At 60.2% G+C, this 17,511-nt stretch carries 17 protein-coding genes; 15 read left to right on the forward strand and 2 right to left on the reverse strand.

All coding sequences use genetic code 11. The features are described from left to right. Window positions 1-35 precede the first annotated feature (35 nt). On the forward strand, window positions 36-701 hold the full coding sequence (locus J4721_RS02675) for an HAD-IA family hydrolase (protein WP_211002052.1): 666 nt from the start codon (window positions 36-38) through the stop codon (window positions 699-701). A 63-nt stretch (window positions 702-764) separates the two neighbouring features. Next, window positions 765-1,973 carry a DegT/DnrJ/EryC1/StrS aminotransferase family protein gene (locus J4721_RS02680; protein ID WP_044040895.1) on the forward strand — a complete coding sequence of 403 codons (1,209 nt, stop codon included), beginning with the start codon at window positions 765-767 and terminating at the stop codon, window positions 1,971-1,973. Between the two features lie 51 nt (window positions 1,974-2,024). Here the strand turns inward: J4721_RS02680 and J4721_RS02685 are convergent, their stop codons facing one another. After that, window positions 2,025-3,089 carry a Hint domain-containing protein gene (locus tag J4721_RS02685; RefSeq protein ID WP_211002283.1) on the reverse strand — a complete coding sequence of 355 codons (1,065 nt, stop codon included), beginning with the start codon at window positions 3,087-3,089 and terminating at the stop codon, window positions 2,025-2,027. A gap of 204 nt (window positions 3,090-3,293) precedes the next feature. On the opposite strand from J4721_RS02685, the gene J4721_RS02690 reads away from it, so the two are divergent. Then, on the forward strand, window positions 3,294-4,454 hold the full coding sequence (locus J4721_RS02690) for an isovaleryl-CoA dehydrogenase (RefSeq protein ID WP_014874144.1): 1,161 nt from the start codon (window positions 3,294-3,296) through the stop codon (window positions 4,452-4,454). A 142-nt stretch (window positions 4,455-4,596) separates the two neighbouring features. On the opposite strand, the gene J4721_RS02695 is transcribed toward J4721_RS02690, so the two are convergent. Then, window positions 4,597-5,199: an OmpW family protein gene (locus tag J4721_RS02695; RefSeq protein ID WP_102858189.1), complete on the reverse strand. Its 603-nt coding sequence runs from the start codon at window positions 5,197-5,199 to the stop codon at window positions 4,597-4,599. 164 nt (window positions 5,200-5,363) lie between these two features. On the opposite strand from J4721_RS02695, the gene J4721_RS02700 reads away from it, so the two are divergent. From J4721_RS02700 to J4721_RS02755, 12 genes are all read left to right on the forward strand, one after another. Further along, window positions 5,364-6,917, forward strand: coding sequence for an AMP-binding protein (locus J4721_RS02700; RefSeq protein WP_211002053.1), 1,554 nt, complete (start codon window positions 5,364-5,366; stop codon window positions 6,915-6,917). Continuing rightward, on the forward strand, window positions 6,914-7,417 hold the full coding sequence (locus J4721_RS02705; protein ID WP_211002054.1) for a hypothetical protein: 504 nt from the start codon (window positions 6,914-6,916) through the stop codon (window positions 7,415-7,417). The genes J4721_RS02700 and J4721_RS02705 overlap by 4 nt, the downstream gene beginning before the upstream one ends. Before the next feature lie 100 nt (window positions 7,418-7,517). Continuing rightward, window positions 7,518-9,122, forward strand: coding sequence for a carboxyl transferase domain-containing protein (locus J4721_RS02710; RefSeq protein ID WP_211002055.1), 1,605 nt, complete (start codon window positions 7,518-7,520; stop codon window positions 9,120-9,122). 9 nt (window positions 9,123-9,131) lie between these two features. After that, window positions 9,132-11,069, forward strand: a complete 1,938-nt coding sequence (locus J4721_RS02715; RefSeq protein WP_211002056.1) for an acetyl/propionyl/methylcrotonyl-CoA carboxylase subunit alpha — start codon at window positions 9,132-9,134, stop codon at window positions 11,067-11,069. Between the two features lie 104 nt (window positions 11,070-11,173). Next, window positions 11,174-12,025 (forward strand): hydroxymethylglutaryl-CoA lyase, encoded by an 852-nt coding sequence (locus tag J4721_RS02720; protein WP_014874149.1) that lies wholly within the window; start codon window positions 11,174-11,176, stop codon window positions 12,023-12,025. Between the two features lies 1 nt (window position 12,026). Then, complete coding sequence (locus J4721_RS02725) at window positions 12,027-12,536, forward strand: AAA family ATPase (RefSeq protein ID WP_102854347.1); 510 nt, start codon at window positions 12,027-12,029, stop codon at window positions 12,534-12,536. 11 nt (window positions 12,537-12,547) lie between these two features. Next, complete coding sequence (locus J4721_RS02730) at window positions 12,548-13,330, forward strand: crotonase/enoyl-CoA hydratase family protein (RefSeq protein WP_027247639.1); 783 nt, start codon at window positions 12,548-12,550, stop codon at window positions 13,328-13,330. Between the two features lie 238 nt (window positions 13,331-13,568). Next, window positions 13,569-13,934: an NADH-quinone oxidoreductase subunit A gene (locus J4721_RS02735; RefSeq protein WP_014874151.1), complete on the forward strand. Its 366-nt coding sequence runs from the start codon at window positions 13,569-13,571 to the stop codon at window positions 13,932-13,934. Next, complete coding sequence (locus tag J4721_RS02740; RefSeq protein ID WP_014874152.1) at window positions 13,925-14,458, forward strand: NADH-quinone oxidoreductase subunit B family protein; 534 nt, start codon at window positions 13,925-13,927, stop codon at window positions 14,456-14,458. The genes J4721_RS02735 and J4721_RS02740 overlap by 10 nt, the downstream gene beginning before the upstream one ends. 24 nt (window positions 14,459-14,482) lie before the next feature. After that, the gene (locus tag J4721_RS02745; protein WP_076619634.1) at window positions 14,483-15,088 is read left to right on the forward strand and encodes an NADH-quinone oxidoreductase subunit C; all 606 of its coding nucleotides are present in this window, start codon (window positions 14,483-14,485) and stop codon (window positions 15,086-15,088) included. Beyond that, a complete protein-coding gene (locus tag J4721_RS02750; RefSeq protein ID WP_014874154.1) occupies window positions 15,088-16,299 on the forward strand; it encodes an NADH-quinone oxidoreductase subunit D in 1,212 nt (403 codons plus the stop codon). The genes J4721_RS02745 and J4721_RS02750 overlap by 1 nt, the downstream gene beginning before the upstream one ends. Next, window positions 16,299-17,492 (forward strand): NADH-quinone oxidoreductase subunit E, encoded by a 1,194-nt coding sequence (locus tag J4721_RS02755; RefSeq protein ID WP_211002057.1) that lies wholly within the window; start codon window positions 16,299-16,301, stop codon window positions 17,490-17,492. Before J4721_RS02750 ends, J4721_RS02755 begins: the two co-directional genes overlap by 1 nt. Window positions 17,493-17,511 lie beyond the last annotated feature (19 nt).

Below are 17,511 nucleotides of genomic sequence, written 5' to 3' on the forward strand. Positions count from 1 at the left end.
AAGCGGTGGCGAAAACGCGCCGAGAGAGGGCAGATATGCGAACGGTTATCTTCGATCTGGACGGCACTCTGGCGGATACATCTGGTGATTTGCTCTCGGCGGCCAACGCATGTTTTCGCAAGATGGGGCTTGGCGATCTGCTGCACCTGCCACAGGATGCAGGCGTTGCGCTGCGTGGCGGCAAGAGCATGCTGACCGCAGGATTGAAACGGGCGGGCCGCTACAGCGAAGACCTGGTTGAGGAATATTATCCTGTTCTGCTGGAGCAATATCGCGACGCGATTGACCACCATACCGTCATGTATCCGGGCGCCATGGAGGCGGTCGAACAGTTGAAGGTCGACGGATTTCGCGTGGGCATCTGCACCAACAAACCTGAAGCATTGGCGGAGAAACTGACTCGCAGCCTGGGGGTTCGTGACGCATTTCATTCGCTGGTGGGGGCCGATACTCTGTCCGTGCGCAAACCTGATCCCGAGCCCCTGCGCGAAGCCGCGCGCCGGGCCGGGGGGGATCCGGAGCGGACGATACTGATTGGTGATACCGATACCGACCGCAAAACCTCTGCGGCCGCAGGTGTCGCTTCGGTGCTGGTCACTTTTGGTCCGTCGGGCGGCGACCTTGAGGCGCTGCGCCCGGAAGCGTTGCTGCAGCGGTTCGAGGATCTGCCTGCACTGGCAGCGCGATTGCTGCCGCTTTAACGGCAGTCTGGCTTCGCGGACCGGGGGCTTGACCTTATGCAGTCAGACGCAGACAAACGCATGATGACAGAGATTTTCACCGGTAGTTTTACCCAGCAGGAACCCATCCCCGAAGAGGCTATTGAGGCCGCTGTCGAGGTGATGCGTCACGGCCGCTTGCACCGCTATAATGTGGTGGGCGATGAGGCGGGCGAAGTGACCCTTCTGGAGGAGGAATTCGCTGCCCAGATGGAAGCGCCCTTCGCGTTGGCGGTGGCTTCTGGCGGCTATGCTCTGGCGACTGCCCTGCGGTCCGTCGGGGTGAAGCCAGGCGACCGGGTGCTGACTAACGCCTTCACTCTGGCGCCGGTGCCGGGTTCAATCGCGGCTGTGGGCGCAGATCCGGTCTACGTCGGCGTCACTGAGGCGCTGACGTTGGATCTGGAGGATCTGGAAAAACAATTGTCGGTCGAAGGTCATCCTCGCGTGCTGATGCTGTCGCATATGCGCGGGCATCTCTGTGACATGGACCGGCTTATGGCGGTTTGCGATGCCGCAGATGTGACCGTGATCGAAGATTGCGCCCACACGATGGGCGCGCGCTGGAACGGGGTTCTGTCTGGGCGTCACGGCGCGGTCGGCTGCTATTCCTGCCAGACCTATAAACATGTGAACTCAGGCGAGGGCGGCCTGCTAGTCACTTCCGACCCCGAGATTGCTGCGCGCGCAATTATGCTCTCCGGGTCCTATATGCTCTATTCCCGCCATCGTGCGGCGCCCGGACCTGAGGTATTTGAGCGCATCAAATATGAGACGCCGAACATCTCGGGGCGGATGGACAATCTGCGCGCCGCAATCTTGCGCCCGCAGTTGCGGGATCTTGATCAGCAGGTGCAGCGCTGGAATGCCCGATATCAGCGGATCGAGGCGGGCCTGCGCGATACGCCGGGTCTGAAGGTGGTCGAGCGCCCAGAAGAGGAGCTTTATGTCGGCTCTTCCATTCAGTTTCTGCTGCTGGACTGGACTGATCAGAATATCACCGAGGTTCTCAACCGTTGTGCGGCGCGCGGCGTCGAACTGAAGTGGTTTGGCGCGTCGGAACCGGTTGCTTTTACCTCTCGCTATGACAGCTGGCGCTACGCGGATGCCCCTGCGATGCCAGCGAGCGACCGGATTCTGCACGGGATAATAGATATGCGTGTGCCGCTGACATTCTCGCTGGAGGATTGCGCGCAGATTGCCCGCATCATCCGCGCAGAGGTCGCGGCGGTGTTTCAGGCAGGCCTTGGCTGACGGTTCGGCACTGAGAAATCTGGGCTTGGGTTAGCGGCGCAAAAGGGCTGATCAGATGGCATCCAGCGCAGCGCGATTGTTCTTGCCGATCCGCGCAACAAGCCGCTTTTGTCTGGCACGCGGCGGGATGGGTCTGGCGCTTGCGGTGCCACGCCCTGTGCTGCAGATCAGATCCGGGAAAAGCAATTTCAGCTCTTCTTGTGCGGCGGGCGACAAGGCCGCGAGCGACTGTTCGGTGACCAGCAGGCTTTCACTTGGCGCACCATTGGCAAACACAATCTCGTGGTTGTCGAACAGCATGTGGTAATAGGTGACGGCTGCGCGGTCTTCGTTGACGTAGATACCGGGCAGGGCGGTCAGGCGAATGGCTGGGATCAGCACTTCGAATTGACCAAACATGCGCTGTGCCACGCGGGAGCGGATCAGCATGCGATGCTGGCGTGAGACCTGCAGCGGCTTGCTTGGCAGCCCGGGGCTGAGCGCGCCCGCTTCGATCCGAACCGGACAGAGCTTGGTGTTTTCTGCCATCTGTGCCGGTGACACGCTGCGCTTGCCGATCCAGCGCAGCGGCGTCGGCCCGTTTTCGGTCAAGACCATGTCGCCCGGCGCCAATGTCTCTATCGCGCGGGGGCCATTCACCGTTTCGATCAGCGTGCCATTGCAGAAGCAGACCATCAACGAAATATTGTCGACAACGGCGCCCAGGCTGTTGTCGCTGCCCAGTTCCGTCAGGCGCAGCATGTACTGGCCCCCACTGGGGAAAACGACATTCAGGCTGGCCTGGGTGAAGCTATTGGTGGTTGGCAGCACCGACATCGATGCAATAACGGCCCCGCCCGCATCCAGAATTTCAACTGTGAATCCTTCGGTTCCAGCTTGATTCAGAGAGGCGGTGCGCAGTGCCGCGTCCAGCGTCAGCGTGGTCTGGATTGGATTGTTGACGGTGAAGGATTGTTCCATAACCGTGGTCTGGCCAGATTGACCGTCCATCTCAGCAACGCGATTGGACGAGCCGTTCCCGAGGTAGGCGTTCTCGGTGTAGCTGGTCTCGAGATCGGTGCCGCCCCAATTTGCGGAACCGCTGTCAAATGTGCCGTTGATGATCAGGTCGCGCATTGGGGGGCTCATGTCTTTCGATGGTAAACGATTTACTAACGTCTGAGTAAGGCATGAGTGTGGCGCATGCCAGCTCTGCTTGCTTGTGGCGGGGCGGTTTGGCGAAGAATTCGCAGGTCTGCAACGCGGCGTTGTTGACTGTGGGCGAGGGATATGTCAGTTAATGAACAACTGTTCAATAACTGACGGGTTCAGGAGAAAACGATGTTCAACGCAAGCATGACCTTTGATCTGGGCGAAGATGTGAATGCCCTGCGCGACATGGTGCACCGCTGGGCACAGGAGCGTGTCCGCCCGATGGCGCAGGAGATTGATCAGAAAAACGAATTTCCGGCGGAACTTTGGCAGGAAATGGGGGAGCTGGGTCTTCTCGGCATTACCGTGCCTGAGGAGTTCGGCGGCGCTGGCATGTCCTATCTGGCCCATACCGTCGCGGTTGAAGAAATCGCGCGAGCCAGTGCCTCGGTGTCGCTCTCCTATGGGGCGCACTCGAATCTTTGTGTCAATCAGATCAAACTCAACGGCAATGCTGAGCAGAAGGCCAAATACCTGCCGCGACTGGTCTCAGGCGAGCATGTTGGCGCGCTGGCGATGTCCGAAGCAGGTGCCGGATCTGACGTGGTCTCGATGAGCCTGCGTGCAGAGAAACGCAATGATCACTACCGTCTGAACGGCAACAAATACTGGATCACCAATGGTCCGGATGCGGACACGCTGGTGGTCTACGCTAAGACGGACCCAGATGCCGGCTCCAAGGGTATGACGGCCTTCCTGATTGAGAAGGAATTCAAGGGTTTTTCCACCTCGCAGCATTTTGACAAGCTGGGGATGCGTGGCTCCAATACCGCCGAGCTGGTGTTTGAGGATGTGGAAGTGCCATTTGAAAACGTGCTGGGCGAAGAGGGTAAGGGCGTGCGCGTTCTGATGTCCGGTCTGGACTATGAGCGCGTGGTGCTGGCAGGGATCGGCACCGGTATCATGGCGGCCTGCATGGACGAGATGATGCCCTACATGAAAGAGCGCAAACAGTTCGGCCAGCCCATCGGGAACTTCCAGCTGATGCAGGGCAAGATCGCGGATATGTACACCGCGATGAACACCGCGCGGGCCTATGTCTACGAAGTGGCAAAAGCCTGCGACAAGGGCACCGTGACCCGTCAGGATGCCGCCGCTTGCTGTCTTTATGCATCCGAAGTTGCCATGACCCAGGCGCATCAGGCGGTGCAGGCCTTTGGTGGTGCGGGCTATCTCTCTGACAACCCGGTTGGCCGGATCTTCCGTGATGCCAAGCTTATGGAGATCGGGGCTGGCACATCGGAAATTCGCCGGATGCTGATTGGCCGTGAATTGATGAGCCAGATGTAACCACGCTCGTGCCTGGGCGGTCCATAGGGCGGCCTGTGCTTATGATGCGCAGTTACATCTGAAAAAACGAGAAAGCGGCGCGCCTCTCAGCACGCCGCCCCTCCCTGAAGTACTCGTCTCAGTCTTTTACTCGTCAAAAGGATCAGAAGCGGTGAACGTAGCCAAAGCCAACAGTGACCGGATCAATTTCGGCGGTGCCGATTTTGGTGCCATTGAGGGTCACATCGGTTTCGATATCCATGTAGCGGACGTTCACCCGCAGTGCGCCGCGATCAGAGATCTGCCAGTCCGCGCCAAGGTTCAGCGCCAGCCCGACACTGTCATCAAGCGAGATCACACCCGCGGGGGAGCTTTCCTCAAAGAAGGTCGTGTAGTTGATACCAACACCGACAAAGGGTTTGAACTTGGTCTGTGTCGGGAAGTGATAATTGACCGACAGGGTCGGCGGCAGGTGCTTGGTGGTCGCGGTATAGGCGCCGTTCAAGGAGATATCATGTTCGAACGGGCTGGCAGCCAGAAGTTCGATGCCGATGTTGTCGCGGATGAAATACTCCGCAGTGAAGGTCAGTGCGGTATCGTCGCCAATTGTCGCAGCCGCGCCGGCAACAGTGCCGTTGTCGGACTTCGGATTGACGTTGGCGATACCGACGCCAAGGGTCCAATCCCCTTGGGACTGGGCAAGGGCGGGGCCGGCCAGGGCTGCCAGTGCAGCGCTAAGAGCCAGGGCGGAAACCATACGGGTCATTCGGACTATCCCTCTTCTATCGTGGTCGGGTCGTTTGTTTGCAAGGGCTGTATGCGCCTGGGGCAGCGACAGAACACTGATCTGGATCAAGAAGCGGCCCGCTTTCCCTTTGGGAATGCAGGGAAAAACTGCATATCTGATATGCGTTTCGTGAAGGTCTTGGCATGAGCGGTGTGGGGGGACATACATTGTATCCGGGATTGCGCACGGATGGCGGATGGCAGTTTCCGTCCTGCCTGAACATGGCGGCGCAGGCGCTGGACCATCCGGACGAACAATTGGCCCTCATTGATCTGACCACCGGCGCGCGGCGTGATATCCGCTATGGTGAGCTGCGGCAGATGGTCGATGCGGTGGCGCGCGATCTGATGCGGCGGGTGCAGCCCGGTGACCGTGTTGGTGTACTGCTCAGCCAATCTGTCGACTGCGCCGTAGCACATCTCGCGATCTGGAAAATCGGTGCCATTTCCGTGCCGTTGTTCAAGCTGTTTCAGCATGATGCGCTGGCCTCCCGCATTGGCGATGCAGGGTTGGAGCTGGTGCTGACTGATGGCGGGGGCACGGCGCAGCTGGGATCACTGGCGCAACCGCTGCTGGTGGCGGATATCCTGTCCGCAAGCACGGGCCAAAGCGACCACCTCCTGCCTTATGCGGAAACCACGCCGGAGACTCCGGCAGTGCTCATCTACACCTCCGGCACCACGGGCAGCGCCAAGGGCGCGCTGCATGGTCACCGGGTGCTCTCCGGTCACCTGCCCGGCGTGGCCATCAGCCATGATCATCTGGGCCAGCCGGGCGATTGCCTGTGGACCCCTGCGGATTGGGCATGGATCGGCGGCTTGTTTGACGTGCTGATGCCGGGTCTGGCGCTGGGTGTGCCGGTCGTGGCCGCGCGGCTGGACAAATTTACGCCGGAGGCTTGCGCCGAAATCATTCGTCAGGGAGATGTGCGCAATGTGTTCTTTCCTCCCACTGCGCTGCGCTTGCTGAAGGCGGCGGGGCAGGGGCTCGACGGTCTGCGCTCGGTAGCATCTGGGGGAGAGCCCCTGGGCGCAGAGATGCTCGCCTGGGGCCAGCGTCACCTGGGCGTAACGATTAATGAATTCTATGGCCAGACCGAGTGCAACATGGTTGCCTCCTCCTGCGCAGCGGATTTTGACCCGCGTCCGGGCTGCATTGGCAAACCGGTGCCGGGGCATGAGCTGGCGGTGATTGATGAGGCGGGCAATCCAACGGACGCGGAAGGCGATGTTGCGATCCGCCGCGGCTCGGCCTCGATGCTGTTGGAATACTGGAATCGGCCTGTGGAAACTGCCGAGAAGTTCCGCGGCGACTGGCTGGTAACCGGCGACCGCGGCATTTGGGAGGGCGACTATCTGCGCTTTGTCGGCCGCGAGGATGACGTGATTACCTCCGGCGGCTACCGCATCGGTCCGGCAGAGATCGAGGATTGCTTGATGACCCACCCGGCGGTGGCGACGGTTGGCGTGGTCGGCAAGCCCGACAGCCTGCGCACCGAGATCGTCAAAGCCTATGTGGTGCTGAAACCGGGGGCGGAGGCGTCAGGACAGGAGCTTCAGCACTACGTCAAGGACCGCCTTGCGCATTATTCCTACCCGCGGGAGGTCGCGTTCGTGGGCGCACTGCCGATGACCGTGACCGGCAAGGTGATCCGCAAGGAATTGAAGGCACAGGCGGCAGGGGAGGTGCAAAGATGAAACTATCAATTCATTTCGTGGTCACTGCCATGGCCTGTGCTCTAGGCAGCGCGGCATCGCCTGCTGTGGCCGGCGATGAATTGTCTCAATTTGATATCGCCGGTTTTCTAAGCGCTTGCTCTGGATTTGTCCCCGATGTTGGCTTTGCGGTGCCCATGGACACCCAATGCGTCTCGCAGGCCGTCCGCATGTGTAACCTAAGCCAAGAAATGAAGGCTTTGCAGCACTGTGCTGATAGCGCCGCGGCTTGGTTGGAGGCGGACGGAGCACGCATCGTTAGCCTGATGCCCGGCTTCGACAAAAGTGTTCTTGATGGCAGCGGGCCCGCAGGCCTGTCCCTGCCAATTCCTACTTTGGGTGACGCTCCTGATTGCACCCAGGTTTCGGACCACAATTTGCCTGCCGAAGTAGCGTGCCGCTATTCGGAGGCACTTTCAGAATGGCTCAAACTAAGAATTCTGATGCGCAGTGAAGAAATGACTGGGGAGGCAAGCCAATGACTACAGGTATTGCATACCCGGCGTACGCTGCCCCAACGAGAACCAATAAGTCTTCCTGTATTACGGGACACAGCCTAACCCCAACAATGGGAGAGTGCACATGAAACTCAATTCCAAGGCGATGCCTTCCTCGGAAGGCTTCAAACAGAACCGCGAGGCGCATCTGGACGCGCTCGGGCAGATCAGCGAGGCGGCAGAGGCCGCGCGCATGGGCGGCGGCGAGAAGTCCCGCGCCCGCCACGAGAGCCGCGGCAAGATGCTGCCGCGCCGCCGGGTGGCGAACCTGCTCGACCCCGGCTCTCCGTTTCTGGAGATCGGCGCCACGGCGGCGCATGCCATGTATGACGGGGCCGCCCCCGGTGCTGGGGTCGTGGCGGGTATCGGCCGCGTTCACGGGCAAGAGGTCATGGTGGTCTGCAACGACGCCACAGTGAAGGGCGGCACCTATTACCCGATGACGGTGAAGAAGCACCTGCGGGCGCAGGAGATTGCCGAGGAAAACCGTCTCCCCTGCATCTATCTGGTGGACAGCGGCGGTGCCAACCTGCCGCAACAGGATGAGGTCTTCCCCGACCGCGACCATTTCGGGCGGATCTTCTACAATCAGGCGCGGATGTCGGCCAAGGGCATTGCGCAGATTGCGGTGGTCATGGGCTCCTGCACCGCGGGCGGCGCCTATGTGCCGGCCATGTCCGACGTGACCATCATCGTGAAAGAGCAGGGCACCATCTTCCTCGCAGGCCCGCCGCTGGTGAAGGCCGCGACGGGCGAGGTTGTCAGCGCCGAGGAACTGGGCGGCGGCGACGTGCACACGCGCCTGTCCGGTGTGGCCGACTACCTCGCCGAGGATGACGCCCACGCGCTGGCGCTGGCGCGGCGCGCGGTGCAGTCCTTGAATATCACCAAGCCGCTGACGGTGAATTGGGCCAGCCCCGAGGAACCCGCCTATGACCCCGAGGAAATCCTCGGCGTGGTGCCAGGTGACCTGCGCACGCCTTACGACATCCGCGAGGTGATTGCGCGGCTGGTCGATGGCTCCCGCTTTGACGAATTCAAGCCGCGTTTCGGCGAAACTCTTGTCACTGGTTTTGCCCATGTGAAAGGCTGCCCTGTAGGCATCATCGCCAACAACGGCGTGCTGTTCTCCGAGGCCGCCCAGAAGGGCGCGCATTTCGTAGAACTGTGCAGCCAGCGCAAGATCCCGCTGGTTTTCCTGCAGAATATCACCGGTTTCATGGTCGGCCGCAAATACGAAAACGAAGGCATCGCCCGCCATGGCGCCAAGATGGTGACCGCGGTGGCGACCACCAATGTGCCGAAGGTGACGATGCTGGTCGGCGGCTCCTTCGGGGCGGGCAATTACGGCATGTCAGGCCGGGCTTACCAGCCGCGGTTCCTGTGGTCCTGGCCCAACTCCCGCATCTCTGTGATGGGCGGCGAGCAGGCGGCAGGCGTGCTGGCAACGGTCAAGCGCGATGCCATCGAACGCCAGGGCGGCAGCTGGAGCACGGAGGAAGAAGCCGACTTCAAACGCCCCACCATTGAGATGTTCGAGGAGCAGAGTCACCCGCTTTATGCCTCTGCACGTCTCTGGGACGACGGCATCATCGACCCGCGCAAGAGCCGCGATGTGCTGGCGCTGTCGCTTAGCGCCGCGCTGAATGCCCCGATTGAAGATACACGCTTCGGCGTGTTCCGGATGTGAGGACCTCCCATGTTTGACAAGATTCTGATTGCCAACCGCGGAGAGATTGCCTGCCGCGTGATGGAAACCGCCCGTGCCATGGGGGTGCGGACCGTAGCCGTTTATTCCGACGCCGACGCTACCGCGAAACATGTGCAGATGGCGGATGAGGCGGTGCATATCGGCGGTTCGGCCCCGGCGGACAGCTATCTGAAGGGGGATGTGATCATCCGTGTCGCGCAGGAAAGTGGCGCACAGGCGATTCACCCCGGCTATGGCTTCCTTTCGGAAAACCCGGGCTTTGTGGACGCGGTCGAGGCCGCAGGCCTCAGCTTTATCGGGCCTTCTGCGGATGCGATCCGCAAGATGGGTCTCAAGGATGCAGCCAAGGCGTTGATGGAGAAGGCCGGCGTGCCGGTTGTGCCGGGTTATCACGGCTCCAACCAGGATACGGAGTTCTTGGCTGGCGAGGCGGAGAAGATCGGTTATCCGGTGCTGATCAAGGCGGTTGCCGGCGGTGGCGGCAAAGGGATGCGGCTGGTAGAGGCACCTGCCGAATTTTCGGATGCCCTGAAAAGCGCGCAGGGCGAGGCGACCACAGCATTCGGCAACCCGGACGTTTTGATCGAGAAATACATCCAGCAGCCGCGGCACATCGAGGTGCAGGTTTTCGGCGACGGGACCCACGCTGTGCATCTATTTGAGCGTGACTGTTCCCTTCAGCGCCGCCATCAGAAAGTGATCGAAGAAGCGCCCGCGCCCGGCATGACTGAGGTGATGCGCGAGGCGATGGGTGAGGCCGGCGTGCGCGCCGCCGAAGCCATCGGCTACAAGGGGGCCGGCACGGTGGAATTCATCGTCGATGGATCTGACGGGCTGCGGCCGGACGGCTTCTGGTTCATGGAAATGAACACCCGCCTGCAAGTGGAGCACCCGGTGACTGAGCTGATCACCGGCGTTGATCTGGTGGAATGGCAGCTGCGGGTGGCCTCGGGTGAGAGCCTGCCTGCCCAGCAGGACGACCTCACCATCACCGGCCATGCGTTTGAGGCGCGGCTGTATGCGGAGGATGTGCCCAAGGGCTTCCTGCCTGCAACCGGCACGCTGACGCATCTGTCCTTCCCGGCTGAGTGCCGCGCCGACAGCGGTGTGCGCGCAGGCGATACCATCAGTCCGTGGTACGACCCGATGATCTCCAAGGTGATCGTACATGGCGCCACCCGTTCGGTGGCCCTCTCGAAGTTGCGCCGGGCGCTGGAACGGACAGAGGTTGCAGGCACAGTCACCAACCTCGCCTTTCTGGGTGCGCTTGCCTCCCATCAGGGGTTTGGTCGAGGCGAGGTTGATACTGGCCTGATCGCGCGTGATCTCGAGGCGCTGAGGGCGGTTGGCGACATGCCTGTGGCGCATTGGATTGCAGCCGCGCAGAGAGCGCTGTGTTTGCATAAGTCTGGTGGGGACAGCGGTTTTACCCTCTGGGCGCCGCTGCACCGGGCCGTACAGCTCACCCACGGCGAAGAGAGCCTTGAGATCACCGTTGAGGTGCTGGGCCTGCAAGCACAGCGCTGGCAGCTGGACGACGGCAGTCACGAGGTGACATTTGACGGGACGTGCTGGCGGCATGACGGGCATCCCTTGCCGAATGTGGCTGAGGCCGATGGCAGGCTGACGGTGTTTGCCCGGATCAGCAGCATCTTTGACTGTATCGATCCGCTGGACCGCGCTGGGACCGCCGGTGGCGATACCAACGTGATCGAGGCGCCGATGCCCGGTTTGGTCAAGGCCGTGTTCGCCGAAGCCGGCGCCGAGGTCAAAGAAGGTGACAGACTGGCTATCCTTGAGGCGATGAAAATGGAACACTCTCTCCTGGCGGCCCGCGATGGCGTGGTGGCCGAGGTTCTGGCCTCTGCCGGTGATCAGGTCGAGGCTGGCGCCGCGCTGGTCCGTCTGGAAGAGGCGGACAGCTGAACAGCGATCAGATCGGGCGGTGCCACGAGTGCTGCCCCATCTGCCGCCGCAGCAACGACTGTGGTTTGAGCGATGTCTGAGATTGCCTTGGGGAGAAGTGCATCATGAGCGAAAGCGTTGAAATTTTCGAAGTAGGCCCGCGCGACGGGCTGCAGAATGAAAAGCGCGACATTCCCGTCGCAGAAAAGATCGCCCTTGTTGACCGGCTGACCGATGCTGGTTTTCGCCGGATTGAGGTGGCGAGCTTTGTCTCTCCTAGATGGGTGCCGCAGATGGCGGGATCGGGGGAGGTTCTCGCGGGGATCCGTCGCAGTTCTGATGTGCGCTACGCTGCGCTGACGCCCAACATGCGCGGGTATGAGGATGCCCTGACCGCAAAGGCGGATGAGATCGCGATTTTTGCCTCAGCCTCAGAAGGCTTCTCCAAGGCGAATATCAACGCGAGCGTGGCCGAATCCATTGAGCGTTTTACGCCAATCATTGAGGCTGCGCGCCACATTGATATGCCGGTCCGGGGCTATATTTCTTGCGTGACTGAGTGCCCCTTTGACGGGCCGACCGACCCGGACGCGGTTGCGGCACTGGCGGATCGATTGTTCTCCATGGGCTGCTATGAGATCTCGCTGGGCGATACCATCGGTCAGGCGACACCGGATTCCATTGCGCGTATGTTGCTGGCGGTGCGGGAACGCGTGCCGGTCACCCGTCTGGCGGGCCATTATCACGACACAGCCGGGCGGGCGATTGACAATATCGATGCGTCTTTGTCGCTGGGTGTCCGGGTCTTTGACGCTGCTGTTGGCGGGCTGGGGGGCTGCCCCTATGCTCCGGGTGCTGTCGGCAATGTTGCGACCGAAGCTGTGCATGAGCATCTGACGCGGCTGGGCTATGAGACCGGGCTGAAGGGCGATGTGCTGACCGACGCCGCAGCTATGGCGCGCGCGATGCGGGGATAGTATGGCTGTACTTATTTGTTTTTCCGGCCTGCCAGGGGTCGGAAAATCAACGATTGCGCGGCGCCTCTCTAAAAAATCCGGTGCTATCTGGCTTCGGTTGGATGAGATCGAGACAGCGATGAGAAAATCTCATATGGAGCCGGTCGATCTTGCGGATGCCGGATACGCGGCTGCTCAGGTTATGGCCAAGGCGGCACTCAGTCAGGGGTATCTGGTGATCGCCGATTGCGTTAATCCGATTGCCCTGACGCGCGAGCAATGGCGCAAGGTATCTCAGGACGTTGGTGTCGCGCATCTGGACATTGCCGTAACCTGTTCCGATCCTGTTCAGCATCGATGCCGTGTCGAAACACGAAAGCCCGACGTGTCAGGCCAGAACCTTCCGACTTGGGATGCGGTCGAACAGCGCTGCTTTGAACCGTTCCCACAGGCATCACTCTCAATCGATACCGCAGAAACCACAGTTGATGACGCCGTTGAGATCATCTGGCGGCAGATCAAGGTCCTTTGAAAGGCATACGGATGTATAACACCATAACCCTGGCCACTGACGACCGAGGTGTCGCGACGCTGACACTGAATCGTCCGGAAAAACACAATGCGATGTCCGGTGAGATGTTGCAGGAGTTGAAAGCCGCCGCCGCCGCGCTGGCAAAGGATCGCGCCGTTCGTGTCGTCGTCCTCACGGGGGCAGGCAAGAGTTTTTGCGCCGGGGGTGATCTGGGCTGGATGCAGGCCCAGATGGAGGCTGATGCCGAAACGCGCGGGCGCGAGGCGCGGGTGCTGGCGGAGATGCTGATGGCCATCAACACCTTGCCGCAGCCGGTCATTGGCGCGATCCAGGGCAATGCCTTTGGCGGTGGCGTCGGTATGGCCTCGGTTTGTGACGTTGCCATCGGCGCCGATCATATCAAGATGGGCCTCACTGAGACCCGACTTGGCCTGATCCCCGCCACCATCGGCCCTTATGTGGTGGCCCGCATGGGCGAAGCGCGGGCGCGGCGTGTCTTTATGTCGGCGCGGCTGTTTGGCGCGGCGGAAGCCGTGGACCTGGGGATTCTCGCTCGGGTGGTTCCTGCAGCTGATTTGGACGCCGCGATCGAGGCGGAAGTGATCCCATATCTCAGCTGTGCACCCGAAGCGGTGGGTGCTGCTAAGGCATTGGTGCGCGATTTGGGACCCAAAATTGATGATGCGGTCATTGATCATACCATCGCCGCATTGGTTGACCGTTGGGAGGGCAGCGAGGCACCTGAGGGGATCGCCGCGTTTTTTGCCAAGGAAAAGCCCAGCTGGCAGCGATAATTCCGTCAAAAATGTCGGATTCCATTCACCAAGGCGTGCCTTTTGCGAGGCGCGCCTTATCCTATGAAAACAATAGGGTTTACCTGCCGTGATGTTGATCTGCCGCGTCGGTTACAGAAGGTTTATCCATTAACGATGCGTTGGTTGACGGTGAGGGGGCAGGGGAGTAGACACAGCCCCAAGTCAACACGCCAATTGACGGCGCGCAGAAATCCGCGCGCACGGAAAGGAGCCACTCGTGGAAGAGATGTTGCGGGAATACCTCCCGATTCTGGTGTTTCTGGCCGTAGCGGTCGGGCTTGGAATTGTTCTTATTTTGGCGGCAGTTGTGCTGGCCGTCCGCAATCCGGACCCTGAAAAGGTCAGCGCTTACGAATGCGGGTTCAACGCATTCGACGACGCACGGATGAAGTTTGATGTCCGGTTTTACCTGGTGTCGATTCTGTTCATCATTTTTGATCTGGAAATTGCATTCCTGTTTCCCTGGGCCGTCGGCTTCAAGGACATGAGCGATGCGGGCTTCTGGTCGATGATGGTGTTCCTCGCTGTGCTGACCATTGGTTTTGCCTATGAGTGGAAGAAAGGGGCCCTGGAATGGGAGTGATGACCGGAGCCAACACGGCTGGCGTCGACAAGGAAGTCGTCACCCAGGCCCTGAACGCAGAGCTGCAGGATAAGGGATTTCTGCTGACCTCTGCCGAGGATATCATCAACTGGGCGCGCACCGGCTCGCTCCACTGGATGACCTTTGGTCTTGCCTGCTGCGCGGTTGAGATGATGCACACCTCGATGCCGCGCTATGATGCCGAGCGCTTCGGCATCGCGCCACGCGCCTCTCCGCGCCAGTCGGATGTGATGATTGTGGCTGGTACGCTGACCAACAAGATGGCCCCCGCCCTGCGCAAGGTCTATGACCAGATGCCTGAGCCGCGCTATGTGATCTCGATGGGATCCTGCGCCAATGGTGGCGGCTATTATCACTACAGCTATTCTGTAGTGCGTGGCTGTGACCGGGTTGTGCCCGTGGATGTCTATGTACCCGGCTGCCCGCCCACGGCAGAGGCGTTGCTTTATGGTCTGATGCAATTGCAGCGCAAAATCCGCCGCACCGGCACACTTGTGCGCTAAGTGGCTTTGGTTGGAGAGACAAAAATGACTGAAGCCCTGAACGAACTCGGCACTCAGATCGCAGCCAAGCGCCCGGATTGCGTTATCGGCTGGGATGTCACCTTTGATGAGCTGAACGTGGATGTGGCCCCATCGAACCTCGCAGGATTTGTTGAGTTTTTGAAAGCGGACGCGACCTGCAAGTTCTCGTCTCTGGTCGACATCACAGCTGTCGACTACCCGGATCGCCCTAAGCGGTTCGACGTGGTCTATCATTTCCTGTCGATGTATCAGAACCAGCGGATCCGCCTGCGCGTATCGATCCGCGAGGATGAGATGCTACCGTCGATCGTGACGATCCATCCCTCGGCCAACTGGTTTGAGCGGGAGGTGTTCGACATGTTCGGTATCCTGTTCACCGGCCACCCGGATCTGCGCCGCATCCTGACCGACTATGGTTTCCGTGGCTATCCGCTGCGCAAGGATTTCCCGACCACCGGTTACACAGAGGTTCGCTACGACGAGGCGCAGAAGCGCGTTGTCTATGAACCGGTAAATTTGGTTCAGGAATACCGCCAGTTTGACTTCATGAGCCCGTGGGAAGGGGCGGAATATATCCTTCCGGGTGATGAGAAAGAGGGGGCGAAATAATGGACGGCTCCAAAATGGATGACGCCCTGACCGGCGAACAGAAGATCCGTAACTTCAACATCAACTTCGGCCCGCAACACCCTGCGGCGCACGGCGTTCTGCGTCTGGTGCTGGAGCTGGATGGCGAAATCGTTGAGCGTTGCGATCCGCACATCGGCCTGTTGCACCGCGGCACCGAAAAGCTGATGGAGAGCCGGACGTATCTGCAGAACCTGCCGTATTTCGACCGCCTCGATTATGTGGCACCGATGAACCAGGAACATGCCTGGTGTCTGGCCATCGAAAAGCTGACCGGCGTGGAAGTACCGCGTCGTGCGTCGCTGATCCGGGTGCTCTATTCCGAAATAGGCCGGATTCTGAACCATCTGCTCAACGTAACCACGCAGGCGATGGACGTTGGCGCGCTGACCCCGCCGCTGTGGGGCTTTGAAGAGCGCGAAAAGCTGATGATCTTTTACGAGCGTGCCTGTGGTGCGCGCTTGCACGCGGCCTATTTCCGCCCCGGTGGTGTTCATCAGGACCTGCCTGATGCGCTGATCGACGATATTGAGGCGTGGACGCACACCTTTCCCGCCGTGATGGATGACATCGACGGGCTGCTGACCGAAAACCGGATTTTCAAGCAGCGTAACGCAGATATCGGTGTCGTGACTGAGGAAGATATCCTCAACTACGGCTTCTCTGGCGTGATGGTGCGTGGCTCTGGTCTGGCATGGGATCTGCGTCGTTCGCAGCCATATGAATGCTATGATGAGTTCGATTTCCAGATCCCGGTTGGCAAGAACGGCGACTGCTACGACCGCTACCTCGTCCGTATGGAAGAGATGCGCCAGTCGCTGTCGATCATTCGTCAGTGCATCGGCAAGCTGCGCGAAACGCCCGGCGATATTCTGGCCCGTGGCAAACTGACCCCGCCCAACCGTCGCGACATGAAAACCTCAATGGAGAGCCTGATCCACCACTTCAAGCTCTATACCGAAGGGTTCCACGTCCCCGCTGGCGAAGTTTACGCCGCTGTTGAGGCACCCAAGGGGGAGTTCGGAGTCTATCTGGTTGCAGATGGCACCAACAAACCCTATCGCGCCAAGCTGCGCGCGCCGGGTTTCCTGCATTTGCAGGCCATGGATTATGTGGCCAAGGGCCACCAACTCGCGGACGTCGCTGCCATCATTGGCACCATGGACGTCGTATTTGGAGAGATTGACCGCTAATGCTTCGTCGTCTGCATTCCGAACAACCCGATAGCTTTGCCTTCACGTCTGACAATCAGACATGGGCCGAGGCGCAGATCACCAAATTCCCTGAAGGCCGTCAGGCCAGCGCGATCATTCCGCTGCTGTGGCGCGCACAGGAGCAGGAAGGCTGGTTGACCAAACCTGCGATCGAATATGTCGCGGACATGCTGGGCATGGCCTATATTCGCGCACTTGAGGTTGCCTCCTTCTACTTCATGTTCCAGCTGCAACCCACTGGTTCGGTTGCACATGTTCAGATCTGCGGCACGACGTCCTGCATGATCTGCGGCGCAGAGGATCTGATTGCTGTCTGTCAGGATAAGATTGCCAATAAACCCTTCACCCTGTCGGCGGATGGTAAGTTTACCTGGGAAGAGGTCGAATGCCTTGGCGCCTGCACCAATGCGCCCATGGCCCAGATCGGCAAGGACTACTACGAAGACCTGACCGCTGAAGGCTTTGCCAAGTTGCTGGATAATCTGGCTGCAGGTCAGGTCCCGCTGCCGGGTCCGCAGAACGGGCGCTACGCGGCTGAACCGAAGTCGGGTCTGACCTCGCTGACCGAATATGAAAGCGGCAAGACGCAGTATAACGCGTCGGTCCAGCTGGCGGCGGATATTGGCGATACAGTCAAGCGTATCGACGGGGCTGAGGTTCCGATCCTGACGCCCTGGATTGGCAAGGACGGCAAGGTTGCCGGTCGCGACAGTGCCGATACCCCGCCGCCTGCGCCGAAAACACCGCTTCCTGCGGTGAAGCAGGCCGAGGTTGCCAAGGCAAAGAGCGATGCCCCAAAGAAAGCTGCACCGAAAAAAGCGGGCGTTGGCGAACCAGCCTCTCCTGAGGGCGCCGCCGCAGAAGCCGGGGTTTCGGTTGAAGAGAAACCGGAAACCCTTACCTCAGCACGCGATGGCGGTGCAGATGATCTGAAGATGCTGAAAGGTGTCGGTCCCAAGCTGGAGCAGACCCTTAACGATCTGGGCTTCTTCCACTTCGACCAGATCGCAGCCTGGACCGATGAGCAGGTTGCCTGGGTCGACAGCCGGTTGAAGTTCAAGGGACGCATCGTCCGCGATGGCTGGATCGAACAGTCCCGGCAGCTCGCGGCAGGTGAGGAAACGGACTTCGCCAAGAAGGCCAAAGCTGACGATCGCTACAAAAACGACTGAAACAAGATAACCGCCGCTG

The sequence above is a fragment of the Phaeobacter sp. HS011 genome, assembly GCF_018101215.1.
Classification (GTDB): domain Bacteria; phylum Pseudomonadota; class Alphaproteobacteria; order Rhodobacterales; family Rhodobacteraceae; genus Phaeobacter; species Phaeobacter inhibens.